Origin of the sequence: Niabella sp. (assembly GCF_030150205.1) — a bacterium.
Taxonomy (GTDB): Bacteria; Bacteroidota; Bacteroidia; order Chitinophagales; family Chitinophagaceae; genus Niabella.
Genome location: NZ_JASLGT010000004.1, coordinates 1 through 22,898, shown reverse-complemented (window position 1 = coordinate 22,898; position 22,898 = coordinate 1). Strand labels below are relative to the sequence as shown.

Here is a 22,898-nt window from a genome sequence, read left to right as displayed (position 1 = left end):
TTACTCAATGAACAAGATCCTTATAGCAAACCGTGGCGAAATTGCCTTACGTATTATCCGGACAGCCAAAAAAATGCGGATCAGCACCGTATTGGTCTATGCCCCCCAGGATGCCGGTGCCGCTTATCTTCGTGAAGCAGACGAAACTGTATTGCTGAAAGGACAATCGCTTGGAGAAACCTACCTGAGCAGCAGTAATATCATCGCCGCAGCTAAAGCTGTGCATGCGGATGCCATCCACCCAGGATATGGCTTTCTTTCCGAAAATGCAGCATTTGCGGATGCCTGCAGAAAGGCCGGTATTCTATTTATTGGCCCCACACCGGAAGCCATGGAGGCCATGGGGAATAAAATAGCTGCACGCAAAACCGCCCTGGCCGCGGGTGTGCCAGTCACGCCGGGCATCACCGGCACCGTACCGGAGTTATTGACTCAGTATGCTTCCGTTGGTTTTCCGTTGCTGATAAAAGCTGCTGCCGGCGGAGGGGGCAAGGGCATGCGCGTGGTACTGCGGGAAAGCGAATTAAAAGATGCGCTTGAGGCAACCGCACGGGAAGCAAAAAACTATTTTGGCGACGATACGGTTTATATTGAAAAATATATTGAGGCTCCAAGGCATGTGGAAGTACAGGTACTGGGCGATCAGCAGGGGCATATCATTCACCTGTTTGAGCGGGAATGCTCCCTGCAGCGGCGTCATCAGAAGATCATTGAAGAAGCCCCATCTCCTACGTTGACGCCGGCGGTACGGGAGCAGATCTGCAGTGCGGCGGTACAGCTGGCTGCAGCGATCGGTTATCAAAGTGCAGGAACCCTTGAATTTTTAGTGGGCCCTGACCTTAGTTTCTACTTTCTTGAAATGAATACCCGTATACAGGTGGAACACCCGGTTACAGAACTCACTACTGGTGTAGACATTGTAGAACAGCAGATCCGTATTGCCCGGGGAGAAGTACTGGAACTTCAACAAAAGGACATCCGGCAAAAGGGCCATGCCATTGAATGCCGCATTTATGCAGAAGATCCGGAACAACAATTTTTACCAGCCCCCGGAACGATATACTTTTACAAAGAACCTTATGGCGAACACATCCGCATCGATGGCATGCACCTGCAACACGGTGCTTCCGTAACGGGGGATTTTGACCCAATGATTGCCAAACTCATTACCTGGGGAGCAGATCGCGAGGCCGCGCGCAAAAAGATGATTGAAGCGCTGCAACAGTATTTCATCTATGGCATTAAAAACAATATCGCCTTCCTGCTGGGCCTACTCCATCATCCGGATTTTATAGGAAACAGGGTCTCAACAAAATATATCGACATTCATCTGGCCAACCTGTTACAACAGTTTGAAGACCGTAAAAAAAGGGAGGATATACGGGTTCCATTGGCCGCCGCACTGGTATTCAGCCTGCTTCATAAAGAGAGCAATGCCTCATCCATCTGGAAAGCCATCGGTTACTGGCGGCTGGTTCGGCAGCTCACACTGAATGTGGATGGTCAGGAAATTGTGATAATGATCCACCGGCAAACTCTTGCTTCAATCGATTTTGAATGCCAGACGATACTCAGCAATGCTACGCTTACAAAAGTGGGAGCACAACAGTTCAATCTTGTACTGGATCAGCAATCCTATCCTGTACACATTTTTGAAATAGCACCAGGTATATTTATCATACGTTACAACGGATTTGACTATACCATAAAACGCAATGACATACTGCATATAGCAAAAAATACCCAACCTCCACCATCCGCCACCGCGGCTGCAGCCGGAAACATTTGTGCACCCATGCCAGGTAAGGTGATCAAGGTTGCAGTAAAGGAAGGCTCAGCTGTTAAAAAAGGAGACCTGCTGTTAATTGTAGAGGCCATGAAAATGGAAAATAATATCCTGAGTCCGAAAGATGGAATGGTAACAGCAATAGATGTAGCCGAAGGCGATAAGGTAGACACAACAACGCCATTGATCCACATAGAAGCGGGATTGGATCAGGCATCTGGTTCGTGAGGACACGAACCTGGACAACAGATGATCAGTAGATAAGGGAGAGGCCGGGTTCGAACCGTAATAAAAATAATTCAACATGGAAGATCAGCAAATAAAACCACAGCGAAAAAGCCACATAGAAGCCAGTGAAATCCCCGGCCCCGGTTCGTGTCCTCACGAACCGCAACAAGAAGATTCTGTCCGGAACAGCAAGGTTTTAAAACTACAGCGCAAAAGCTATATGAAAGTCGGTGAAATCTTCTTCTGGACAGCAACTATTAATAACTGGCAGCGGTTACTGGAACAGGACAGTTATAAAAATATTATCATCGACTCTTTGCGGCACTTGTCAGACACCAGAAAAATCGATGTATTTGCCTTTGTAATCATGCCTACGCATATTCATTTAATCTGGAGAACCAACGCATTGAATGGCAAAGAAACAGCACAAGGCTCCCTATTAAAATTTACGGCGCACGAATTTAAAAAGTGGATCCGGACAGACCAGGGAATCCCTCTTTCTTCTTATAAGGTATCGGCAATCAATAAACAATATGAATTCTGGCAACGGGATCCTTTGGCCATTCATTTATATACAAAAAAAGTAGCGTATCAAAAGCTGGATTATATCCATTATAATCCATGTCAGGCACACTGGAAACTTGTAACAGATCCCTGTGATTACGTGTACTCCTCTGCTGGTTTTTATGAAAAGAATGAGAACCGGTTCCCATTTTTAAAGGATCTGCGTGAAGAATTTGGATGAACAAGATCAAGCAGGTTCGTGAGGACACGAACCAGAACGTGGAAAGCCAGGATTCACGTCCTCTCGAATCCGAATAATAACAACAAAAGATCATTTCAATATGGACTATACATTAAGCGAGGAGCACCAGGCGATCCGGAATATGGTGCGGGCATTTGCGGAAAAGAGCATTCAACCAAAGGCACAGGAACTGGACGAAAATGAGCAGTTCTCACCGGAGCTCACCCGTCAAATGGGCGAACTGGGCCTGATGGGCATTTATCTTCCGGAAAAATATGGCGGTGCCGGTATGGACTACCTGGCCTATATCATCGCCATAGAAGAAATAGCACGGGTAGACGGATCGCAGGCCGCTACGCTGGCGGCCCATAACTCCCTGGGGATTGGTCCTATTTATAATTATGGAACAGAAGAGCAAAAGCTGCAATACCTGCCACAGCTTTGCACCGGCACGGCCCTGTGGTCGTTTGGATTAACCGAACCTGGTGCAGGCAGTGATTCAAGGGCCTCAAAAACCACTGCAAAAGCAGAAGGTGACCAATGGGTGATTAACGGTAGTAAGATCTTTATCACCAATGGTTCCGTTGCATTGAACCGCGGTACTACCGTACAGGCCGTAACCAATGAAGCAAACGGCAAAAAAGAGTTTACAACCATTATTGTAGACCGCGATACACCGGGTTTTACGCAGCAGGCCATGCACGGCAAAATGATGTGGCGCGCCAGCGACACGGCCCAGTTGTTTTTTGATGATTGCCGCGTACCAAAGTCGCATACCCTGGGACCGGTTGGCGAAGGATCAAAGATCATGTTACGCACGCTGGATGCCGGCCGGTTAAGCATTGCCGCTATGGGACTGGGCTGCGCGCAGGGCGCTTTTGAAATGGCATTAAATTATACACAGGAGCGGCAGCAATTTGGACAGGCTATTTCCTCCTTCCAGGTCAACCAGTTCAAGCTGGCCGATATGGCCCTGAAGATAGAACTGGCGCGTACCTTTTTATATAAGGCCTGCTGGCTGAAGGATACCCATCAGCCGTTTACAAAAGAAGCCGCCATGGCAAAGCTTTATTGCTCGGAGATCGCCAAAGAGGTTGCTGACGCAGCAGTACAGCTACACGGCGGCTATGGGTTAATGAAGGAATACAATATAGAGCGCTTCTACCGCGATCAGCGCTTGCTGCAGATCGGCGAAGGAACATCAGAGATACAGCGGATCGTGATCGCGAAGCAGTTAGGGTTATAGTTCATAGTTGATGGGCAATGGTTCATCGCTCATAGTATGCAACACATGATCGTTAACGATGCTCTACGAACACTAAAATATCAAATGCAATAATATTAATTGATATGGCTTTTCGTTTTGAAGAATTAAATGTTTGGCATAAGGCGGTTGATGCTTCGAATGAGATTGATCTTATAACAGAGAACTTTCCGGTTGAAGAAAGATATAGCCGCTCTTCCCAGCTCAAAAAGGCAGCAGATTCCGTTGTACTGAACATCGCCGAGGGTTCCACAGGACAAACTATTCCGGTATTTAAGCAATTCTTAAATATAGCCTTGCATTCAGCTATTGAGGTAGTGGCAGGGTTATTCCTGGCAAAAAAGAGAAACTATATTACAGAGCATCTGTTCAGGAAATTATACGAAGACTATGAGTTGCTAAGCAAAATGATTACCAAACTTCGTAATTCTTTATAAAAAGGTAAACCATGAGCCATGATCTATTAGCTATTAACTATATACCATGAACAATGAACTAAAAATAACCGAGTGCCCGCGCGATGCACAGCAGGGCCTCCCCTATACCATCCCTCCGGAAAAACGGGCGGCCTATATCAATGAGCTGATACAGGTGGGATTTGAAGTGATCGATTTCGGAAGCTTTGTGTCGCCAAAAGCGGTACCGCAAATGGCGGAATCCGCAAAAGTGCTGGAGAAGATCAATAAAGAAGGATCGGCCACCAAACTGCTGGCTATTATTGGCAACGCGCGGGGCGCGATGGAAGCAGCCGCACAACAAAAAGTGGACATTTTAGGATTCCCCTATTCGATCTCCAATACCTTCCTGGAACGGAATATTCATTCCGATTCGTCTAAAGTATTGCATGCCTTAAGCGAAATTGCTGATATCAGTCAAAGCACCGGAAAGGCACTCCGGGTATATATCAGCATGGCCTTTGGGAATCCCTATGGTGATGAATGGTCGGAATTTATTTTACAGGACGCCGTTTATTTACTGGCAGGCAAAGGTGTTCAAACCATCACCCTATCCGATACCACCGGGCTGGGCACTCCCGAAATCATTTACAAACTTTTTAAAACGCTGATCCCCCGTTTTCCAAATATAGAGCTGGGCCTGCATTTGCACACGCTCCCGGAGCAGGCATTGGAGAAAATCGACGCGGCCTGGAAAGCAGGCTGCCGCAGTTTTGATGGCGTCATCAACGGGTTTGGCGGCTGTCCGCTTACCGGTTATGAACTGTTGGGTAATGTAAATACCCTTTCATTGCTGCAATATTGTAGTAACAACCATATTATAACCGGACTGAACGAAGGCCTTATTGAAAAGATTGCCGCCGCATACCCGGACTTTAATGGTTTGAAATCATAACCCGGATGTTGTAACTTACATAAAACCCCGGCCATGAAGCTTTTATTTATACTGCTCTTTTGTTGCCTGTACTGCTTTTTGAACGCGCAACAAAATGATCCCCGGAATATTACCGGCCTGCATCAACAACGGATCGAAACCAACCGGAAAGGCATGTGGTTATTATCCGGATGGGGCGTGGTAAATATGGGCAGCGGTATTATTGGGGCACTAAGCACTAACAATACAGAAGTAAAGGCCTTTCACACCATGAATGTACTATGGGGGGCGGTAAATACCGGCATTGGGGTACTGGGGTTGATCCGTGCTAAAAAAGAAAAAACATTGTCGGTTTCAGATGCCGGTAAATACAAGGCATACAAAAACACGAAGCAGTTATACGCGATCAACGGGGGGCTCGACCTGTTGTATATAGGGGCCGGGGCTTTCTTAAATGCCCGGGCAGATCATGCGAAAAACCCGGCCCGGAACAGGGGTTATGGGAATTCCCTGATCGTTCAGGGTGCAGGGTTGCTGTTGTTTGACGCCACCATGTACCTAAGTCATCAGAAACAAAACCGGTATTGGAAGAAAGCGGCTCCGGAACTGGCGTTTACTGAAAACGGGATTGGTATGGTATATCATTTTTAGCATCCTGAGCCACAAAGGCCCGAAGACAGAAAGAAACACAAAGTAGAAAGCTGCGATACAGGCAAGACGGGTGTCTTCGCAATAAAAAAGAACACGACCATTAATGGATAAAGAAATGAAGCATCACAACGAACTACAATCTTAGTGTTACTTTGAGACTTAGTGACTTTGTGACTGCCAGCAAAAAAACAAAAAACATGAACAAAGTTGTACAAAATGCACAGGAAGCCATCGCCGGTATCCAAAGCGGCATGACGTTGATGGTGGGCGGTTTCGGCTTATGCGGTATTCCGGAAAACTGCATCAAGGCGCTTACAGAAACAGATCTGAAGGCGCTTACCTGTATTTCCAATAACGCCGGTGTAGATGATTTTGGGCTTGGCCTCCTGCTGCAAAAAAAACAGATCCGGAAAATGATCTCCTCTTATGTAGGAGAAAACGCTGAGTTTGAGCGGCAGTTGTTACACGGCGAACTGGAAGTGGAACTGATCCCCCAGGGTACCCTGGCCGAGCGCTGCCGTGCGGGCGGAGCAGGCATCCCGGCTTTTTATGTGCCGGCCGGGTATGGTACTGAAGTAGCTATCGGTAAGGAAGTACGGGAATTTAACGGCAAGCCCCATTTGCTGGAACACGCGCTTACCGCAGACTTTGCCATCATCAAAGCCTGGAAGGGTGACACCCATGGCAACCTGATCTATAAAGAAACCGCAGGCAACTTCAATCATCCTATGGCTACTGCCGGAAAGATCACCATTGCGGAAGTAGAAGAACTGGTACCGGCAGGGCAATTACATCCCATGCAGATCCACACCCCCGGTGTTTATATACAACGGATCTTCCAGGGAGTGGATTATGAAAAAAGGATTGAGCAACTAACAGAGCGGGAATAGCGAAAGTGAAAAGTATAAAGTGAACAGATTGTACAAAAAGGTGACTTCTGTAAGCTTTTACACCAAGTCTTCGATGTATACATATCGCTATTCAACGCACTCCTTTCCATCTCACGCTCAAACCATTCACTTCTCACTAAAAGACAAAAAAATGAGCCTCACAAAACAACAAATCGCACAACGCATCGCACAGGAATTAAAAGACGGCTACTATGTAAATCTGGGCATCGGCATTCCTACATTGGTAGCTAATTATATTCCGGAAGGCATTGAAGTAGTGCTGCAATCGGAGAATGGTATGCTGGGCATGGGCCCCTTCCCCAAAAAAGGCATGGCCGATCCGGACCTGATCAATGCCGGCAAACAAACCGTTACCCTGCTGTCCGGTGGCGTTTATTTTGATTCAGCTACCAGTTTTGCCATGATCCGCGGAGGGCATATCGATCTCACCGTATTGGGAGCCTTTGAAGTAAGCGACACCGGTGATATCGCCAGCTGGAAGATCCCTGGTAAAATGGTAAAGGGCATGGGCGGGGCGATGGACCTGGTAGCCGCAGCCAAAAACATTATTGTAGCCATGCAGCATACCAGCAAGGACGGACAATCCAAATTATTAAAACAGTGTACCCTTCCGCTTACTGGTGTAAAATGTATTAAAAAAATTGTCACCGACCTTGCGGTTCTTGATGTTACGGATGAGGGATTTGTATTGCTGGAACGCGCACCTGGTGTATCTGTTGAAGATATACAAAAGGCAACCGAAGGCCGGCTTGTCGTAAAGGGCGATATACCTGAGATCAGGCTGGCATAGAGATGGGTGCTTATGGTAACTGTACAACTTTTAAAAACAAGCAGGAAGCCGGAACCTGTTTATACTTCCTGCCATGTGCCCTTCGTTTTGGCAATTTCGATCAGCCGCATGCCTTCCTTAGTCATTTTTCCTTCGGAGATCATCCGTTGAGCCCGTTCGATATTGGGTGCGCTCCAATTACTTTTCCGGGGATTGCGTGGTGAAAACGTAAGGTAATAACTTTCGGCATCCCGTTTTTTACAAAGACTGTCGATCCATCCAAAACAAAGCGCTTCTTCCGTTGCCTCAATGCGGTCTACCGAAGGTGTTTTGCAGCCTTTGTGAAACAAGATCAGCCATACCGGCTCCTGCAAGGTGGCATGCTTTTGCAGCCAGTTGCGCCATTGGCGGCGGGTTTTGGCATATACGGCCATTTTACCGTCTTTTATTTCCATCGTTAACGGGTTTTATTTTTTTCTGTAAAAGCATTCAATGCCTGTTTACCGGTCATCATGCTGAATAATGCGCCAAGGGGATCTATGATCAACGCTGTTTCAAAATGTCCTTTCCTTTCACTATAGTCGGTAACCGGTTCCGGGGACGCCTCTTTATGTACCAACAGCCGGTACAGGACTTTTTGCAGATGATCTGCAGGCCGTTGAGCGATTGTTCTCATTTCTTTTGCATTTAAGTGATTCAATGATACAAAGCTATTCAGACTGTATGACAGCCTTATGTCAGCAGGAGAAACGAGTATTTAAATTTCTTTCGAACATTTCATTTCTGGTCAGCTTCCCGGAAAAACATCCGGTTTCTTTCTGCAGGATCGATACCAGCCCATAGCGGTTTTGCGGCTTCCTGTTTTTTACCCGGTAGTGTTTTGCTACCGGAAGATGGACCGGGTATCGGTTTCACTACAACGCTTGCACTATCGGATACTTTTACCCGGGGGCGCACGGCATGTTTTAAAAACCCACGTAACCGGGTACTATCCCTGGTCAGTTTAGTCCACTCCTCCGCCCTTATAGAATCGGTTTTATATTGCAACCGTTCAAAATACCAGGGCACCAGGTTGGCCTGCGCAATCCGTTCCAGGTCGGCCTTACTCCTATTGGTTAAACTATCCAGCAGGTATTGTTCCATTAGAATACGGGCAATGGGTCCTGCCCAGGTACCGCCAAAGCCGGCATTTTCCACCACTACAGCAATCGCGATTTTGGGATTGTCCTTTGGCGCAAAGCAAATGAACATGGAATTGTCCTCCAGCTGTATGCGCCTGCCATCCAGCACTGTTGAGTTTTCCGCCGTTCCGGTTTTGGCGCATACATCAATACCCGGGATCGCCGCTATTTTTGCGGTACCCTGGGTTACCACGTCATTCATTCCATCAATGATGGCATCATAGGCCGTTGCAGAAATATGCGTTAAAGCCTCCTGCCGTTGCCGGTACTTTTGCAGCAATGAAGCATCTGCCGGTGTTTCGCGTTCGATGCTGTCTACAAAATGCGGAATATAATAATACCCCCGGTTTGCAATAATGCAGGTGGCATTGGCCAGTTGCAGCGGGGTTAACAGCATCTTATCCTGCCCCATTCCCAGGGTAAGGTTCGTACAGGAGGTCCAATTGCCCTTATAGTCTTCATCATAAACCGATACGGTGGGTATCTTGCCCCTGTCTTCACTGGGCAGGTCTACCCCCAGCCGCACGCCCAAGCCCAGTTTGTGCATATACTCCTCCCATTTTTCATATCCCCGTTTTACATTCCCATACTTCGGGTTATCTACCGTAAGCCGGTAGGTATTGATGAAAAAAGCATTACAGGAATGGGCAATAGCCAGGTGCAGGTTATCCGCATGCCCGGCCCAGGCTTCCAGGCAGCCCACCCTTCTGCCACAGGCATAATAGCCACCCCGGCAGGGATAACCGGAGGCAGGGGTGATTACGCCCTCCGCCAGGGCCACCAGTCCGCCCAGCGGTTTAAAGGTAGAGCCGGGCGGATACCGCCCTTTGATGCCCCTGTTTAATAACGGCGCCCTTACATTCAATGCCATTTTTGCATAATTGGCATTCTTTTGCGGACCACTAAGGTCATTGGGGTTAAATACCGGGCCGGATGTCATGGCCAGAATGCCCCCTGTTTTGGGATCCAGGGCTACTACAGCCCCCACCTTATTCGTCATCAGCTTTTCTGCCAGCGCCTGCAGTTCCACATCCAGGTAGGTTTTTAACCCCCTGCCCGCAACCGCGGTGGTATCAAAACTGCCGTTTTCATAATGCCCTACCAGGCGGTTCCGGTTGTCTTTGATCATGTACTGCACACCACGCCGGCCCATCAGCACACCTTCATAGTTATACTCCAGCCCGTTCTTACCAATATAGTCGCCCTGGCGGTAAAAAGCACCGGAGCGCTCAATATCCCGGGCATCCACTTCCCCGATGTAACCCAGGAAATGTGCTCCCACATTATACGGATAGGTGCGCACCGGGCGCTGTTGTAGGGCAAAACCGGCAAAGCGCCAGCTGCTTTCCTCAAAACGCGCCTGCACTTCCGGCGTTAGCAGCGATTGAAATACCGAAGGCCGTACACGGGAATTTTTTACAATGGCATTTACAATGCGGGCTCTGAATTCAGCCGTGTCAATTCCCACCAGGTTGCAAAGCGCCGCTGTGTCCAGGTTCTTTACCTCTGCGGGGGTTACCACCAGGTCAAACATGATGGTATTATTTAAAACGGCTTTCCCTTTCCGGTCGTAAATAATACCCCGCTCCGGGTAAATGATCTTTTGAAAAACGGCATTATCCTTTGCCAGCTCCAGATATTTCCGGTTTACCAGCTGCAGGTTGGCCAGCTGGGCAACAAGAAAGGCGAATACACATAAAATAATCAACTTCACGATATAGCCTCTCGACTTATTGAATACGGGCATAAACCTGTTTTAATGCTTTTATTGTTACACGCTTGTGTTGTTTCATAGATCCTGCTGCTCTTAAAACAGAGCTATCCGTTCAATGCTTTTATCCCGCCCCGGCAAAACCGGCGGCATCCGCAATCATGCTGTGCTTGAGCAATTCTACCGCTTTCCCGGCAGCGGTTCTTTTGTTTTCTAACCGTCCCGGGTGTACCCATTTGCTGAACATGCTGCCGGTTTTAAAAATGATTGTTTTTTGCGAACTGCAAAATTACGGACCGGTTGTTATTGACCACCAATGAAGATACGTATTAAGCAGATTTTTTTTGGGGAGTATATGTTTTTGTCTCCGGAAGCACCGGGTCATTTTGGATGCAAAACTTAGCGCCTATAAAAAAGCCACCCGTAAACAGGTGGCCCTATTAAATAATAACAACTAAAAACCTAATTCTGTGCAGCCAGGCTCCGGAAGTCTACACTTACCAGTTTGCTTACACCGGGCTCCTGCATGGTTACCCCATAAATCACATCCACCGTGCTCATGGTGGTTTTATTGTGCGTTACAATAATGAACTGGGAGTTTTCGCTAAACTGGCGGATCATATTGGTAAACTTACCCACGTTGGCATCATCCAGCGGTGCGTCTACCTCATCCAGGATACAGAACGGCGCCGGCTTGATCAGGTAGATGGCAAACAGCAACGCGGTGGCTGTTAAGGTACGTTCTCCCCCGCTTAGCTGGGTAAGGGAGGTGGGCCGTTTTCCCTTGGGGCGGGCCACTACATCAATACCGGTATCGGCCAGGTTCTCGGGATCTTCCAGTACCAGGTCGCACTGGTCATCTTCGGTAAACAGCGATTTAAATACTTTTTGAAAGTTTTCCCGCACCTGGTTAAAGGTATCCAGGAATTTCTGGTTGGCCGTCGTCTCTACTTCCTCAATGGTCTTCAGCAAACTTTCCTTGGCGTTTACCAGGTCATTCTTCTGCTCCACAATAAACTCGTAGCGCTTTTTCATTTCGGTAAAGGCTTCAATGGCGGTGGGGTTTACCTCGCCCAGGTTCTCCAGGCGCTTCTTCATCCGGTCTGCCTTTTCCTGCAATTCTTCCACCGCCGTTTCGCTGCTGCGCGGATCATCCAGGATGTCTTCAATCTGGATCTTAAACTCTACGTTCAAACGCTCCCTTGTACCGGCCAGCTGCAGCTTCAGCTCATTCAGTTTATCCTTTATAGCTGCCAGCAGGTGCTCTACCTGTTCTTTTTCGCGGATCTTATGGCGCAGTTCGCTTTCCTTTTCATTCAGCAGGTTCCGCATATTGTAGTAGGACTGATCCGCCTCGTTGAGGATCTGCTGGTCCTGTTCGCGGCTGCGTACCAGGTTCAATAAGGTTTCTTCAATTTCTTTCAATGCGGCTTCAGAGCTGATGATTTCCCCGCCGGTATCGGATAACTGCACGGTGCTTTGTTCAATCTGGCGTTTTAGTTCACCCAGCTGGTTGGTTTTAAAATTCAGTTCCTGTTTTAGGGCCGTTACCTTGCTTTGCTGCCGGGTTACGTTCAGGTTAAATTCATTAAACTGTGCGGTAGCCTCCTGGTAGCTGCCTTCGGCCTGCTTAAAGGTATCTTCGGCTTCAGCCAGTTTGTTGGCATTCTGCTGCAGTATTTCTGTAAACTCCTCCAGCGACTGGCGTACACCGGATATGGAGTTTTGCGTATGTTGTAACTGTTCCGTCAGTTCCTCCAGCCGGTTTCTTGCCGCGCTTTGCTGGCTTTGCAGGTTCTCTGAGCGGTTCTGCAAGGCAAATACGGCATTGGTCAGTTCCTGTATTTCTTTTTGTGTTTCCTTAATGGCGCTTTCCCGCAGGTCTTCATTAAAAGCAATCACTTCGTTATGCCGGGCCTGTATCTGCGCCCGCAGGTTTTGCACTACTTCATCCTGCGCGGCAATATCTTCCTGCAATTTTTCCAGGTTCTTTACCCGGCCAATTTTCTTTCCTTCAATTAATCCTACACTACCACCGGTAAGCGTAAACTTTCCTTTTACAAACTTACCCTGCTTTTCAATCACCACGGAGCCGTTGCTGTTTTCCAGCGCGGCTTCCCCTTCGGCAATAAATACATTGCCCAGCAGATGTTCCGCCAGCTTGCGGTATTTGGCTTCTACTTCTATTACTTCCAGTGCCGGCAGGGCGCCCGCCAGGCTATGGCCGCCGCTTTGCGCTGCTTCTTCAATCTTATTTAATAAAAAGAAATTGGCCTTTCCTTTTTTCTGGTCGCTCAGCAAATGCACCGCCTTTAAACCTTGCTGCAGGTCTTCTACCACATAGTAGTTCAGGTAGGGCTCCAGCACGTTTTCCAGCGCGGTACGGTATTCTTCTTTTACATACAGGATATCCGACAGGATGGGTGCCTGCGTATTCCATTCTTTATTATTATGCAGGAACTTTACGCTTTCAGGATAGCCTTCCATAGAGTCGATCATGCTCTTCAGCAGGTCGTGCTCGTTACGCTTGGCATCCAGCACCCGGTTTTCATCCGCCAGGCGGTTGCGCAGCTCTTCTACAATACCCTGCGTTTGCAGGATCTGCTCTTTGGTATGATCATGGTGCGCCTGCAACTGCTCTAAAGACGCATTTCTTTCTTCCAGTTCGCGCTCCTTCAATTGATGATCGGCCTGTACTTTTTGCAGGTGCTCTTCCCGCTGAGCCGATTCATCTTCGATCTGCTGTACGGCGCGCTGCAGGTTTTGTACGGATGTATCGGCTACGGCTACTTTCTTTTCGGCTTCAAACTGCTCCCGCTGTACCTGCTGGTATTCCATCCGCAGAGTATCTACGCCATGGCGCTGCTCATCCAGGATATTCCGCCGGCGGGTTACTTCATCCCTGAAGTTCTCCAGCTGTTCGCTCAGTCCTTCATGCGCTTTTTCCTCATCGCCCACCTGCTGTTGGGTAAAGGCAATGCTTTCTTCAATGCCTTTTAGCTGGGCATCGGATTTGGATAAGAATTCCTGCAGACCGGTTTCGCGCTCTTTCAGGTATTGCAGGCGCTGTACGGCCAGGTTTTTATCACCCTCTTTGGTGCGTACCTGCTGTACCAGCTCGTTATAGGCTGCCTGCTTGCTTTGCAGGATGCGTTCTTTTTCAATAAACACCAGCTTTTCCTGCTCAATATGCGCTTCGGCCGTTGCAATTTCCGCTTCCAGTTTTATGGATTTATCGGTTTCGGCCTGCTGCTGTTCATTCAGTTGTTTATAGGTAAGGTTAAACCCTTCCAGTGCCGCTTTGGCCAGCTCAATGCTTACCTCGCGGTATTCTTTCTTTATCTCGTGGTATTTTTCCGCCTTTTTGGCCTGGCTTTCCAGGGCCTTTAACTGGTTGTTGATCTCGAACAGCAGGTCTTCGATCCGGTTCAGGTCCTGCTCCGTAGCATCCAGCTTTTGTTTGGCTTCTTTTTTACGGGTTTTATAAATGGAAATACCGGCGGCCTGCTCCAGCATCCGGCGGCGGCTGTTGTCCTTATCCTTGATGAGGTCATCCACCATGTCCAGCGCAATGATGGCATAGGAATCGGTGCTGATCCCCGTATCCATAAACAGGTTCTGGATATCCTTCAGGCGGCACTGCACATCGTTAAGGCGGTATTCGCTTTCCCCGCTTTTATAAAACTTACGGGTAATGCGTACGGTGCTGAACTCGGTGGGCAAAAGGTTCTTGGTGTTCTCAAAGGTGAGGCTTACCTCTGCCAGTCCGCTGGCGGAACGGGTTTTTGACCCGTTAAACACCAGCGCATCCAGGTTCTCGCTCCGGAGGGCGCTGATCTTTTGCTCCCCAATTACCCAGCGGATGCTGTCCACAATATTGGATTTTCCACACCCGTTCGGCCCTACAATGCCGGTAATATTGTCGTCAAAATTAACGACCGTTTTATCGGCAAAACTTTTAAATCCCTTTATTTCAAGACTTTTTAAACGCACAGTATTTTCCTGTTTTATTGTATAGGCGAAAATAACGGTTCCGGCCCCAATGCTAAAGCCTGTTTTTGCACACCAATGGGTGGAAAACAGGGCAAAAACGTGGAAAAACTGTGGATAACCTCCGAATCCGGAGGCCCCTCTCCCGCCCGGCCTGCATTGCCGTGCTCTACCTGTAATGGGGGATAAATCCTTCCCCAAGGGCCCTAAACCGCCGGTTTACAGGGATATAACAACCCGTTTTGCGGATTGTTGGCGCCTGGAAAGGTGGGTTATTTTATTGTTATGGGGCGCAAACGCCTAACAACGGCCAAGTTGAGATAATGAAAGTTATTTACCGTTGCCGGGTATACCAAATTGCTGGAAAACGGTATGGTCATCTACCGGGTAATGGGTAGTGCCGAGTATGGTGTTTATGATCACCGCATTGCGGTACGGACCCAATCCTAATTCAGGAGCTGTAAAACCATGCGTATGCATTTCGGCATTCTGAACAAATAAAGTATGCTTTTCGTCAATGGCATACTTGCGGGTAATATCGAAATTGCCCTGTACATCATAACGGACCAAATGCCGGATTGATTTCAGGAATGGTGGTATCATCGGTCTATACCCGGTTGCCAATATAATATGTTCTGCGTCCAACTCAAAGAATTGTCCCTGTTCTTCATGATGAAACCGAAGCATCCAGTCTTTCGTTTTCGAAGGGCGTATGTTCTTCAAGGTCACATTGGTCATTAAGGTTACCGGAACAGGCATGCCTTCCGTCATCAGCTCATATAACCGGTCATAAATGGCATTGATCAATTGATAATTGATCCCCTTGTATAAAGTATCCTGCTGCTGTATCGTCGCAGGCTTTTGGGTTTTAGATAACTGGAAGAAATGATCAATATAGGCCGGAGTGGCCATTTCAAAGCTCAGCTTTGTATGTTCCATGGCATAAAACCGCGGCGACCGTGTCATCCAGGACAAATGCTGACCCGTTACCGGGCCGGCCTGTAAGAGGTCATAAAAAATTTCTGCAGCGCTTTGTCCCGATCCGACCACCACTATTTTTTTTGAACGCAATAAGGCGGTCTGATGTTTCAGATATTGGGAAGAATGCAGGACCTGATCACCTAACAAAGATCTTGCAAAATCCGGAATACACGGCTGTGTACCTACCCCCATAACTACATGCCGTGCGATAATGCTTTTCAATGCCCCGGTAAGCGGATTTACACCGGTTATGCGGTAATATTGCTGATCCTGCTGATAGCTGATATCCATAACCCGCCAGTTAAAAGACAGGTTAGACAACTGGCTGCATACCCACCGGCAATACCGGTTGTATTCCCGGCGGGTGATCACATTGTTTTCATGAATGCCAAACTGTAACAGGCGCCCCTGCTTTCTTAAAAAATTGAGGTAGGTAAAGGCACTGCGGGGATCGGCCAGTGTTACCAGGTCAGCCAGGTAAGACACCTGCAGCGTACTGCCGGGTAATAGCATTCCTTCATGCCAGTTAAACTCCGGCTGGGCTTCCAGGAAAATGGTTCGTAAGGACTTTATGGGTGCACATAACGCTGCCAGACCCAGGTTAAACGGACCAATGCCGATGCCGGCAATATCATAAATACTATTGTCCTTCATGGCTGATCTTTTTTATTTTTTTAATACCCGCCAATGCGGTTGCCAATATCAGGTAGCTTCCACCGGTAGTAAGACATAATACCAGCAGCGATGGAACCGTTCCCAAACGATTATAACCAAACAGCGGAAAACACCAGAAAATAACGATCCATTGCAGTATATACGCCAGCATAATATGATCGCTTAGCCATTGCAATAACCGAAACAGGTAATTACCTTTAACGTTCTTTGCCAACCATACAAACAGCAATATCCATCCCAAAGCCAACCCGATATGAAACAACGTTCCTCCCCTTCCCAGCCGGTAAAACTCCGCCTGCCATTCAACCGGTTCCGTTAAGGATAACAGGTACCCGGTTAGCACAAGACCCAGTGTCAATATCAGTAGTAGCCTGTTAAAATGATTTCCATTTAACCTTAAGAGCAGCGCTCCTGTTAATAAGCCTGCCAGCGGGTATAGCAGCCAGGGAAATAAGGGGAAGAAAGTATAGGGCGGTTTACCGTTTAATAAGGCCAACGGTATTGTAAACAGGCCCGTATCCTGCAGCGACCAGGTAAGCGGCATCATTAGCAAGACCACCAGGGATACGGCCGCATACCCCATAACATTTGATGTAAGCTTTTTCAAAAATGCACAGCAGGCGTAGGCAATGGCCGCAAACTGAAGAATATCGCCGGTTAGCAACAAGTGCATGGCCACCTGTTCCGTTACTCCATTATCTTCCAGAAACTGTTGCGGGATCCATCCCCAGTAATACGGCAACAGTAGTTTAAATACATTGAGCAGGTACCCTGCCAGCAACAGGATAAGCATGCGCTTTAAAATATACCCGGTCGTTTTTGCACGCCCCAGTGCAATAAACAGCCCCATCAAAAGCATGAACAAAGGAGCCCCGGAAGTTTCTGCCAGAAACCCCAGTACAAAGCCCACCGGTCCTTGTTTTACAGCAGGCAGGCTATACAGTAATACGGTATGGATCGCCGGCATTGCCAGCACTACAAAACCGCGGGCCAGCGAAAAACCTTGTCGTTGGTATGGCGTTAGCATATAAGATCGATTTAAAGGATTAAGAATAAAAGAAAATGATTTTTAAATTTCATGCCGGGCAATGGTATACAATCGCGCCATTTTGCCTTCTAGCGGTAAGGTTTTGATATAATGAAAGCCAGCTTTTTCCGCCAAACGGCAGGCGTGTATATTTTGAGCGTCCGGCTCAGCCACAATGCGTTTCACCGCAGAAAAGTCGAACAACATCCGTTGCACGGCCTTTAATACCCACACCGACAGGCCATCGATGTTTACCGGAACCGCCGCTTTTACCTCCCGGTAAGGAGCCATCAATAAATGAACTCCATAATCCCCATCGGTAAAATCAAGGACGTCGGCCAGTTCTGATCGTAACACCGGGTACACTTCAATAAGAGCGACCGGTGTTGCACCGATGCATACAAAAAACAACTGCAGATGCCCTTCTTCAAGCTTTGGATTATAAAATGTATAGAGCGCTTTAAGTGTGCCCTGCATACCCCAAAAGCGGTATGCGTAAGGTTGATTTACCCACCGGTACATGAGCGCCAGGTCCTTACGCAAATCGAGCTTGCGGATACCCAGCTCCAGCTGATCTCCACTGAGCCGCTCGCGATAAAGGAACCATTCCTCCGGCCTTACCGCAAAACCGGAGGCTGCTGATTTTTTATTGGTTTTATTCATATTTATTTTTATATTTATATAAGTTTTATAATATGCATTTCCGGATACCCATTTCCGGGATATGATCTTTAAACCAAATACTTGATTTTATGAGTAACCTGTTCGAAATCTCCTCCCCTGACAATGATGCATTCTTTTGGTCTGCCCCCGTACCACACCTGCATCAATCCCTTATTATTCCTTCTATGAGCAGCAGCGCCCTATCCGGAGGTTGGGGGCATATGCTGTTCCAGCACAAGCAAATGAAAGAATGCGGAATCTGGTTCAGCAGCTACCATGTAAAAGATCGACGGCGGTTTAGGGTTAGAGCCGATACACCCGTTATTGAATTCAGCTTCCTCATACGCAACAGCATTGTGCAGCGGATACACACGCCGTACGATAATTGGGTAGAAGAAACACAGTTCAATATTTTTTATCTGCCGCATGTGGAAGACCAGGTACAATTTGAGCCTGGACGGCAGTATACCACGTTGGATATACACTGTACAACCGGCTTCCTGCAACGGCTGGTGCCTTATTACCCCGAAATCCTGCAGCCCTTCCTGGATGCCATCGCTGTAAAACACAGACCGGCGCAAATATTTCCGCATCATATGTTTGCTACCCAGGAAATGGTAAACCTCGCAAACAGGATGCTGTGGCTGCTGCGAAACCCGGCGGCAGATGACCTGGCGCTGGAGCTCGCCGTAAAGCAATTGCTTTGTACAGCATTGGAATGCAAAACAGCGTTTCATCTTGGCGGACGTATTGTATCATTGAGCAGGATCAGTCAGATCAACCATATTAGCACCCTCCTACTCAAAGACCTTACCGTTGAGCCTAATTTCCGGTTATTGTCTCAACAGGCCGGCATGAATGAAACCTATCTGAAAAAACTCTTCGCCAAACGGTTTAATCTGCCTCCATACCGCTACTGGCAGGAACACCGGATGAATGAGGCTTTTACCCGAGTGGTTCATACCAGCGAGCCGCTTACGGATATAGCGCTGGATATGGGATTCTCGGCTGTTTCCAATTTCTCCAAGGCCTTTAAAAAAATCTATCATTTTAATCCCAGCCATTTCCGCAAATAAAAAAAACACGATTGGATAACAACACCGGCCCTTCCGCATCGCATCTTTGAAACAGAAACATCAAAGAACTAAGATCTGCGGCCCTTAACCGCATCCGCACAGTTCAACAGGCGATGCCGAACACCTGTAGAAAATAGTAGGCAACATTCCCGTAAACCGGTTTACTGCATAAACCTGAATGCAGCAAGCCTACAGCTTTTACCTACTGCGCAGTAAAACAAGCTCGAACTACCATTTATTTTTTAACTACTTTATTAAACTAAAATTTATGTCTACTTTAAAAAGTCCACGGACTCTAAAATTCGTTTTGCCGTTGCTGGCGCTGGTATTTACCATTAGCATTGCGTTTGCTTTTACCAATACGAAGAAACAGCCTGCTACGAAACCGGTTACCATGACCACCCTGTATTTCCAATACCAGTTAGCAACCTATGGTAAATCTCAGGTTGAAACTCAAAACAACTGGAATCTCATTGCACCGGGAGAAGCCTGCGAATCAGACGGCAATGATGTAACCTGCTCGTTTTCAATCAGGGTTCCTGAAGAGGATCAAGCGCTGTACCTCAATAGTACACACCCATCTTCACTGGTGTCGATTGAATCATCTATTTCCGGTACTGACTACCGTGTTACAGACGTAAAAGAGGCATCTTCAACCATTCTTTCCTCCATCGAAAACATCAAGCGTTAAAGCATGGCCTATCAGGAAGCCGGTAATACATTAATATTTCCGGCTTTCTTTTACCCCTGCTATTCATTCTGTGGCATACCGGTTATTGTAATAATATCTGTTGGTAACGGCAGGGCGTAATAGTTGGCATTAGGTTCCAGCTGGTAACGCTGCCCATCGACCACTCTGTTCAATACGATATTCCGGCCTTCTTTATTCAGTCGCTTAATATCTGCCCAACGGATTCCTCTCCAAATCAGCTCCTTCCTACGTTCCTCCAATACCCGGTTTAGTATTTCACTGGCAGAAGATGTAATAATTTTATTGAAACCACCACTCGTATATCGCTTTGCCAGCAGCGTGTTAAGATCCGATAGCGCATCCGGTACCCCCGTTGCACCTTTACGGGCACTGCATTCAGCTCGTATCAAATACATTTCATCGGTGGCCAATCCTGTAAACGGTCCAATGGCTTTGGAATAGCTGCCCCTAAAACGATAATACCCCCCAGACTCCAGGAAATACGCCTTCTTTCGCAGATCGGCCGCCTCATAAGTTGCATACAGAACGGAATCTACTTTGCTCCGCGTTGGAAGCATCACACCCCACGCATCTGCCTTTGTCATTTCGGTGTAAAAAATAGTTTCTTTGTTAAATCGTTTAAACGGATAGGTGGTGCTCAATGCTGCCAGATCAGGATCGCCATTAAAATCGATCAGGTCATTTTTCATGTTCAGACAAAGATCTGCATACCGGTGTGCGCTATCATATTGACGCATTGATAAAAAGCTACGGGCTAACAGGGCATATGCAGCCATCTTTGAGGGGCGGTATACATGTTCCGGGTAGTCTGGCAGATAATCAGCCGCTTCACGGGTGTCATTTATTATTTGCCGGTAACAATCTGCCACGCTGGCCCGCCGGGAAGGATCGTTAAAATCATACGTAAGTCTTAATACGATGCCAAGATCAGTAGCCGCCGTGGCCTCGTCATAAGCCTTCGCATATATCCAGGAAAGCTGTAGAAAATAATACGACCGGAAGAAAAGGGCGCTTCCGTACACATTGTTCCATCTTGCAGCATTTACTGCGTTCCGCTCCTGTTTTCGTAGCAACTCCAGGCAATAATTGGCATTGTAAATTGGAGCATAGGATTTTGACCAGTCGTTGTCCCACTTATAATCATACGGCTGCCATCTGTAAATGGCCTGTTCCCTTGAGCTACAGGTTTTGTAATAATCAGACAATATAAAATAATCATCGGCCCCGGCCTCTCCGGAAGCCGGTGTGCCCAGATTCATCACTATCTCTGCATCGTCGAGCAGGGCCTGCATATCTGCAATCGTTTGTGGCATAACAACCTCATTGGTTGTTTTCCGATCCAGGAACTTTGCGCAGCCCGTCAGCCAAAAGCACAACACAAAACTGGTCAGCACTATTGTAAACACATAAAATTGGTTTCTCATAAAAAATTATTTTACAGTTAAAAACTTGCATTGATACCGATGGTATATTGACGGGCTGCAGGAGCACCATCAGGTGCCTCCGGATCCAGCTTATACCTGTTGGCGCGCCATAGGATCCAAAGATTAGCAGCATTTGCATTGATCCGCACAACTGTGCCTGCTTTATTTTTTAATCTTGCTTCATAGGCCAGGTTTGTATAGTACAGGCGTACATGATCTCCACGTACGACATTTGGCTGAGCATTTATGTAGAACATATCACGCTCGCTAAACTGGGGATAATCCGTATATACCAATGCCGGAACGGTGGTCCGTGCCTCATCGCCGGCTTGCTGCCATCGCAGGTTATAATCTGCATGTCCTCCCCTGCCGGCAATTGCATCCATGGAGGAAAACGTTCTTTTCTTAAAAAAATAGCCTGCTTTATACATCAGGTTAAAAGAAAGCTGCAAGCGCCGCCACTCAAGGAAGTTGATCACTGATCCAAAATGCAAGGGCACAGTAGACCCAATATATTTTAAACTGCCGCTTTGAAGCCCTTTTGACACAATTGAATTATTAATTGCATTGTAGTCTGTGCTCAGGTGACCATCCAGGTAGCCCTGTGGGTCTCCTTTGGCATCCAGCCCTCCCCAGGTATAGGCCGTAAGGCTATAAAGCGGCCAGCCCACTACCGGCTTTATCCGATTGCCGTCCTCGCCGGCCGTATAAAAGTCTTTCGAGTCATTCGAATAATACCGCGTGGTTTTGCTGGTGTTATAATTATAGATCCACATTGTTCGCCACGTTACAGCACGGTTCAGGTTATTGGTGGTAATAGAAATATCCACTCCCTGCCCTTTCATGTCGGCCACATTCTTTACAATATCCAGTGAACGCCCCCAGGTAGTGTAGTCCAGCGGCGCCGGGCCATACAGTTTGGTTCCCTTTTTCAGGTAGTATTCGATCGAACCACTTGCTATATCCCGAACCAGCCTAAAATCAACGCCAAAATTCACTTGTCTCGATTTTTCCCATCGCAGTGAAGGATTGTTCAAGCTATTAACCCGCTGTACCGGGAAACCTGTAACCGGATCCGATAGTGCTGAAGAAATAGGAAGCGGCGTTTTTCGAGGGTCCAGGTTACCACTATACCCGTAGGTAACCCGTAGCTTTAGGTAAGGAAATGCTGTGGCCTTATAAAACCGCTCGTTCGACAACAGCCAGCCAATACCGGAAGACCATAAGGGGTTCCATTTATCATTGGTTTTGAGCCCAAAAATATTTGCCGCATCCTTTCTGAAACTTCCGCTCAGGGTATACTTTTTTGCAAGCGTATAAAAGCCATTGGCATAGGTACTTACAAAGCGGGTAAGGCTATACCCCGAAACGCCCTGGGTGGTTGGTATGCGCTCAGGAGTACCGGAAATATAAGTTGGATAAATTGCTACAGGATTTATTCGAACTTGCGACAGGGGATCCTCCTGGTAACCAAATACGGTAAGTGATTGCCTGGGCTGATTTAGCGCCTCGCGCACTTCTCCGCCCAATATTGCAGTAATGCCGTGTGCGCCCCATTGCTGCGAAAAATTCAACTGCCCCCGCAGGTTTTTTGCTACCAACGACCGGTCTGCCATTGAAAGTATGGCCCCGCGGGGTACATTAGACCTCTTTCATAATTCGAAATTCACATTGGTGTAAAAGTTTTTGATATGAAGTTGGGGTAAATTGGTTTTACCTTTGTGATGCGCTATAAACAAATCGGGAATCTTTCGGCTGCTCAGTTTCAAAGGGCT

Annotated in this window: 20 protein-coding genes; 10 read left to right on the top strand and 10 right to left on the bottom strand. The window is 47.5% G+C overall.

Features of this window, described 5'->3' with window-relative positions; translation table 11 throughout:
• The first annotated feature begins 7 nt into the window (after window positions 1-7).
• The 8 genes from Q1V85_RS02675 to Q1V85_RS02640 all read left to right on the top strand — a co-directional run bounded on the left by Q1V85_RS02675 (window position 8) and on the right by Q1V85_RS02640 (window position 7,704).
• Entirely contained in the window at window positions 8-2,014 is a 2,007-nt protein-coding gene (locus Q1V85_RS02675) for a biotin carboxylase N-terminal domain-containing protein (RefSeq protein ID WP_300597179.1), read from the top strand.
• A 220-nt stretch (window positions 2,015-2,234) separates the two neighbouring features.
• Entirely contained in the window at window positions 2,235-2,759 is a 525-nt protein-coding gene (locus Q1V85_RS02670; RefSeq protein WP_300597177.1) for a transposase, read from the top strand.
• Between the two features lie 100 nt (window positions 2,760-2,859).
• Window positions 2,860-4,005, top strand: coding sequence for an acyl-CoA dehydrogenase family protein (locus Q1V85_RS02665; protein WP_300597175.1), 1,146 nt, complete (start codon window positions 2,860-2,862; stop codon window positions 4,003-4,005).
• A gap of 104 nt (window positions 4,006-4,109) precedes the next feature.
• Complete coding sequence (locus tag Q1V85_RS02660) at window positions 4,110-4,460, top strand: four helix bundle protein (RefSeq protein ID WP_300597173.1); 351 nt, start codon at window positions 4,110-4,112, stop codon at window positions 4,458-4,460.
• Between the two features lie 46 nt (window positions 4,461-4,506).
• Window positions 4,507-5,373, top strand: coding sequence for a hydroxymethylglutaryl-CoA lyase (locus tag Q1V85_RS02655; protein WP_300597171.1), 867 nt, complete (start codon window positions 4,507-4,509; stop codon window positions 5,371-5,373).
• Window positions 5,374-5,406: 33 nt separating this feature from the next.
• Window positions 5,407-6,003 carry a hypothetical protein gene (locus tag Q1V85_RS02650; RefSeq protein ID WP_300597169.1) on the top strand — a complete coding sequence of 199 codons (597 nt, stop codon included), beginning with the start codon at window positions 5,407-5,409 and terminating at the stop codon, window positions 6,001-6,003.
• Window positions 6,004-6,200: 197 nt separating this feature from the next.
• Window positions 6,201-6,893, top strand: a complete 693-nt coding sequence (locus tag Q1V85_RS02645) for a CoA transferase subunit A (RefSeq protein ID WP_300597167.1) — start codon at window positions 6,201-6,203, stop codon at window positions 6,891-6,893.
• A 151-nt stretch (window positions 6,894-7,044) separates the two neighbouring features.
• Entirely contained in the window at window positions 7,045-7,704 is a 660-nt protein-coding gene (locus Q1V85_RS02640; protein WP_300597164.1) for a CoA transferase subunit B, read from the top strand.
• Window positions 7,705-7,763: 59 nt separating this feature from the next.
• On the opposite strand, the gene Q1V85_RS02635 is transcribed toward Q1V85_RS02640, so the two are convergent.
• The 8 genes from Q1V85_RS02635 to Q1V85_RS02600 form a co-directional block, all read right to left on the bottom strand.
• A complete protein-coding gene (locus Q1V85_RS02635; protein ID WP_300597162.1) occupies window positions 7,764-8,138 on the bottom strand; it encodes a hypothetical protein in 375 nt (124 codons plus the stop codon).
• Between the two features lie 2 nt (window positions 8,139-8,140).
• The gene (locus tag Q1V85_RS02630) at window positions 8,141-8,359 is read right to left on the bottom strand and encodes a hypothetical protein (protein ID WP_300597160.1); all 219 of its coding nucleotides are present in this window, start codon (window positions 8,357-8,359) and stop codon (window positions 8,141-8,143) included.
• 101 nt (window positions 8,360-8,460) lie between these two features.
• Window positions 8,461-10,611: a penicillin-binding protein 2 gene (gene mrdA / locus Q1V85_RS02625; RefSeq protein ID WP_300597158.1), complete on the bottom strand. Its 2,151-nt coding sequence runs from the start codon at window positions 10,609-10,611 to the stop codon at window positions 8,461-8,463.
• An 88-nt stretch (window positions 10,612-10,699) separates the two neighbouring features.
• On the bottom strand, window positions 10,700-10,822 hold the full coding sequence (locus Q1V85_RS02620; RefSeq protein WP_300597156.1) for a hypothetical protein: 123 nt from the start codon (window positions 10,820-10,822) through the stop codon (window positions 10,700-10,702).
• Window positions 10,823-11,037: 215 nt separating this feature from the next.
• Entirely contained in the window at window positions 11,038-14,568 is a 3,531-nt protein-coding gene (smc, locus tag Q1V85_RS02615) for a chromosome segregation protein SMC (RefSeq protein ID WP_300597154.1), read from the bottom strand.
• Between the two features lie 327 nt (window positions 14,569-14,895).
• Window positions 14,896-16,200: a SidA/IucD/PvdA family monooxygenase gene (locus Q1V85_RS02610; protein ID WP_300597152.1), complete on the bottom strand. Its 1,305-nt coding sequence runs from the start codon at window positions 16,198-16,200 to the stop codon at window positions 14,896-14,898.
• A complete protein-coding gene (locus Q1V85_RS02605) occupies window positions 16,187-17,248 on the bottom strand; it encodes a heparan-alpha-glucosaminide N-acetyltransferase domain-containing protein (RefSeq protein WP_300597150.1) in 1,062 nt (353 codons plus the stop codon). Before Q1V85_RS02605 ends, Q1V85_RS02610 begins: the two co-directional genes overlap by 14 nt.
• 42 nt (window positions 17,249-17,290) lie before the next feature.
• Window positions 17,291-17,911 (bottom strand): GNAT family N-acetyltransferase, encoded by a 621-nt coding sequence (locus Q1V85_RS02600; protein WP_300597148.1) that lies wholly within the window; start codon window positions 17,909-17,911, stop codon window positions 17,291-17,293.
• A gap of 89 nt (window positions 17,912-18,000) precedes the next feature.
• Between Q1V85_RS02600 and Q1V85_RS02595 the strand changes: the two genes are divergently transcribed.
• Together Q1V85_RS02595 and Q1V85_RS02590 are read left to right on the top strand one after the other, a co-directional pair.
• Complete coding sequence (locus tag Q1V85_RS02595; protein WP_300597146.1) at window positions 18,001-18,987, top strand: AraC family transcriptional regulator; 987 nt, start codon at window positions 18,001-18,003, stop codon at window positions 18,985-18,987.
• A gap of 268 nt (window positions 18,988-19,255) precedes the next feature.
• Window positions 19,256-19,678: a DUF6520 family protein gene (locus tag Q1V85_RS02590; protein ID WP_300597144.1), complete on the top strand. Its 423-nt coding sequence runs from the start codon at window positions 19,256-19,258 to the stop codon at window positions 19,676-19,678.
• Window positions 19,679-19,737: 59 nt separating this feature from the next.
• On the opposite strand, the gene Q1V85_RS02585 is transcribed toward Q1V85_RS02590, so the two are convergent.
• Window positions 19,738-21,123 carry a RagB/SusD family nutrient uptake outer membrane protein gene (locus tag Q1V85_RS02585; protein ID WP_300597142.1) on the bottom strand — a complete coding sequence of 462 codons (1,386 nt, stop codon included), beginning with the start codon at window positions 21,121-21,123 and terminating at the stop codon, window positions 19,738-19,740.
• Window positions 21,124-21,140: 17 nt separating this feature from the next.
• Window positions 21,141-22,739 (bottom strand): hypothetical protein, encoded by a 1,599-nt coding sequence (locus Q1V85_RS02580; RefSeq protein ID WP_300597140.1) that lies wholly within the window; start codon window positions 22,737-22,739, stop codon window positions 21,141-21,143.
• Window positions 22,740-22,898 lie beyond the last annotated feature (159 nt).

What these genes read in the sequence shown, in the direction of transcription:
- Q1V85_RS02670 (WP_300597177.1), top strand. Translation starts at nt 2,235, where the DNA reads ATGAAAGTCGGTGAAATCTTCTTCTGGACAGCAACTATTAATAACTGG.
- Q1V85_RS02580 (WP_300597140.1), bottom strand. Translation starts at nt 22,739, where the DNA reads ATGGCAGACCGGTCGTTGGTAGCAAAAAACCTGCGGGGGCAGTTGAAT.
- Q1V85_RS02630 (WP_300597160.1), bottom strand. Translation starts at nt 8,359, where the DNA reads ATGAGAACAATCGCTCAACGGCCTGCAGATCATCTGCAAAAAGTCCTG.
- Q1V85_RS02605 (WP_300597150.1), bottom strand. Translation starts at nt 17,248, where the DNA reads ATGCTAACGCCATACCAACGACAAGGTTTTTCGCTGGCCCGCGGTTTT.
- Q1V85_RS02665 (WP_300597175.1), top strand. Translation starts at nt 2,860, where the DNA reads ATGGACTATACATTAAGCGAGGAGCACCAGGCGATCCGGAATATGGTG.
- Q1V85_RS02610 (WP_300597152.1), bottom strand. Translation starts at nt 16,200, where the DNA reads ATGAAGGACAATAGTATTTATGATATTGCCGGCATCGGCATTGGTCCG.
- Q1V85_RS02660 (WP_300597173.1), top strand. Translation starts at nt 4,110, where the DNA reads ATGGCTTTTCGTTTTGAAGAATTAAATGTTTGGCATAAGGCGGTTGAT.
- Q1V85_RS02600 (WP_300597148.1), bottom strand. Translation starts at nt 17,911, where the DNA reads ATGAATAAAACCAATAAAAAATCAGCAGCCTCCGGTTTTGCGGTAAGG.
- Q1V85_RS02585 (WP_300597142.1), bottom strand. Translation starts at nt 21,123, where the DNA reads ATGAGAAACCAATTTTATGTGTTTACAATAGTGCTGACCAGTTTTGTG.
- Q1V85_RS02645 (WP_300597167.1), top strand. Translation starts at nt 6,201, where the DNA reads ATGAACAAAGTTGTACAAAATGCACAGGAAGCCATCGCCGGTATCCAA.
- Q1V85_RS02590 (WP_300597144.1), top strand. Translation starts at nt 19,256, where the DNA reads ATGTCTACTTTAAAAAGTCCACGGACTCTAAAATTCGTTTTGCCGTTG.
- Q1V85_RS02650 (WP_300597169.1), top strand. Translation starts at nt 5,407, where the DNA reads ATGAAGCTTTTATTTATACTGCTCTTTTGTTGCCTGTACTGCTTTTTG.
- Q1V85_RS02595 (WP_300597146.1), top strand. Translation starts at nt 18,001, where the DNA reads ATGAGTAACCTGTTCGAAATCTCCTCCCCTGACAATGATGCATTCTTT.
- Q1V85_RS02655 (WP_300597171.1), top strand. Translation starts at nt 4,507, where the DNA reads ATGAACAATGAACTAAAAATAACCGAGTGCCCGCGCGATGCACAGCAG.
- Q1V85_RS02640 (WP_300597164.1), top strand. Translation starts at nt 7,045, where the DNA reads ATGAGCCTCACAAAACAACAAATCGCACAACGCATCGCACAGGAATTA.
- mrdA (WP_300597158.1), bottom strand. Translation starts at nt 10,611, where the DNA reads ATGCCCGTATTCAATAAGTCGAGAGGCTATATCGTGAAGTTGATTATT.
- Q1V85_RS02675 (WP_300597179.1), top strand. Translation starts at nt 8, where the DNA reads ATGAACAAGATCCTTATAGCAAACCGTGGCGAAATTGCCTTACGTATT.
- Q1V85_RS02635 (WP_300597162.1), bottom strand. Translation starts at nt 8,138, where the DNA reads ATGGAAATAAAAGACGGTAAAATGGCCGTATATGCCAAAACCCGCCGC.
- Q1V85_RS02620 (WP_300597156.1), bottom strand. Translation starts at nt 10,822, where the DNA reads ATGTTCAGCAAATGGGTACACCCGGGACGGTTAGAAAACAAAAGAACC.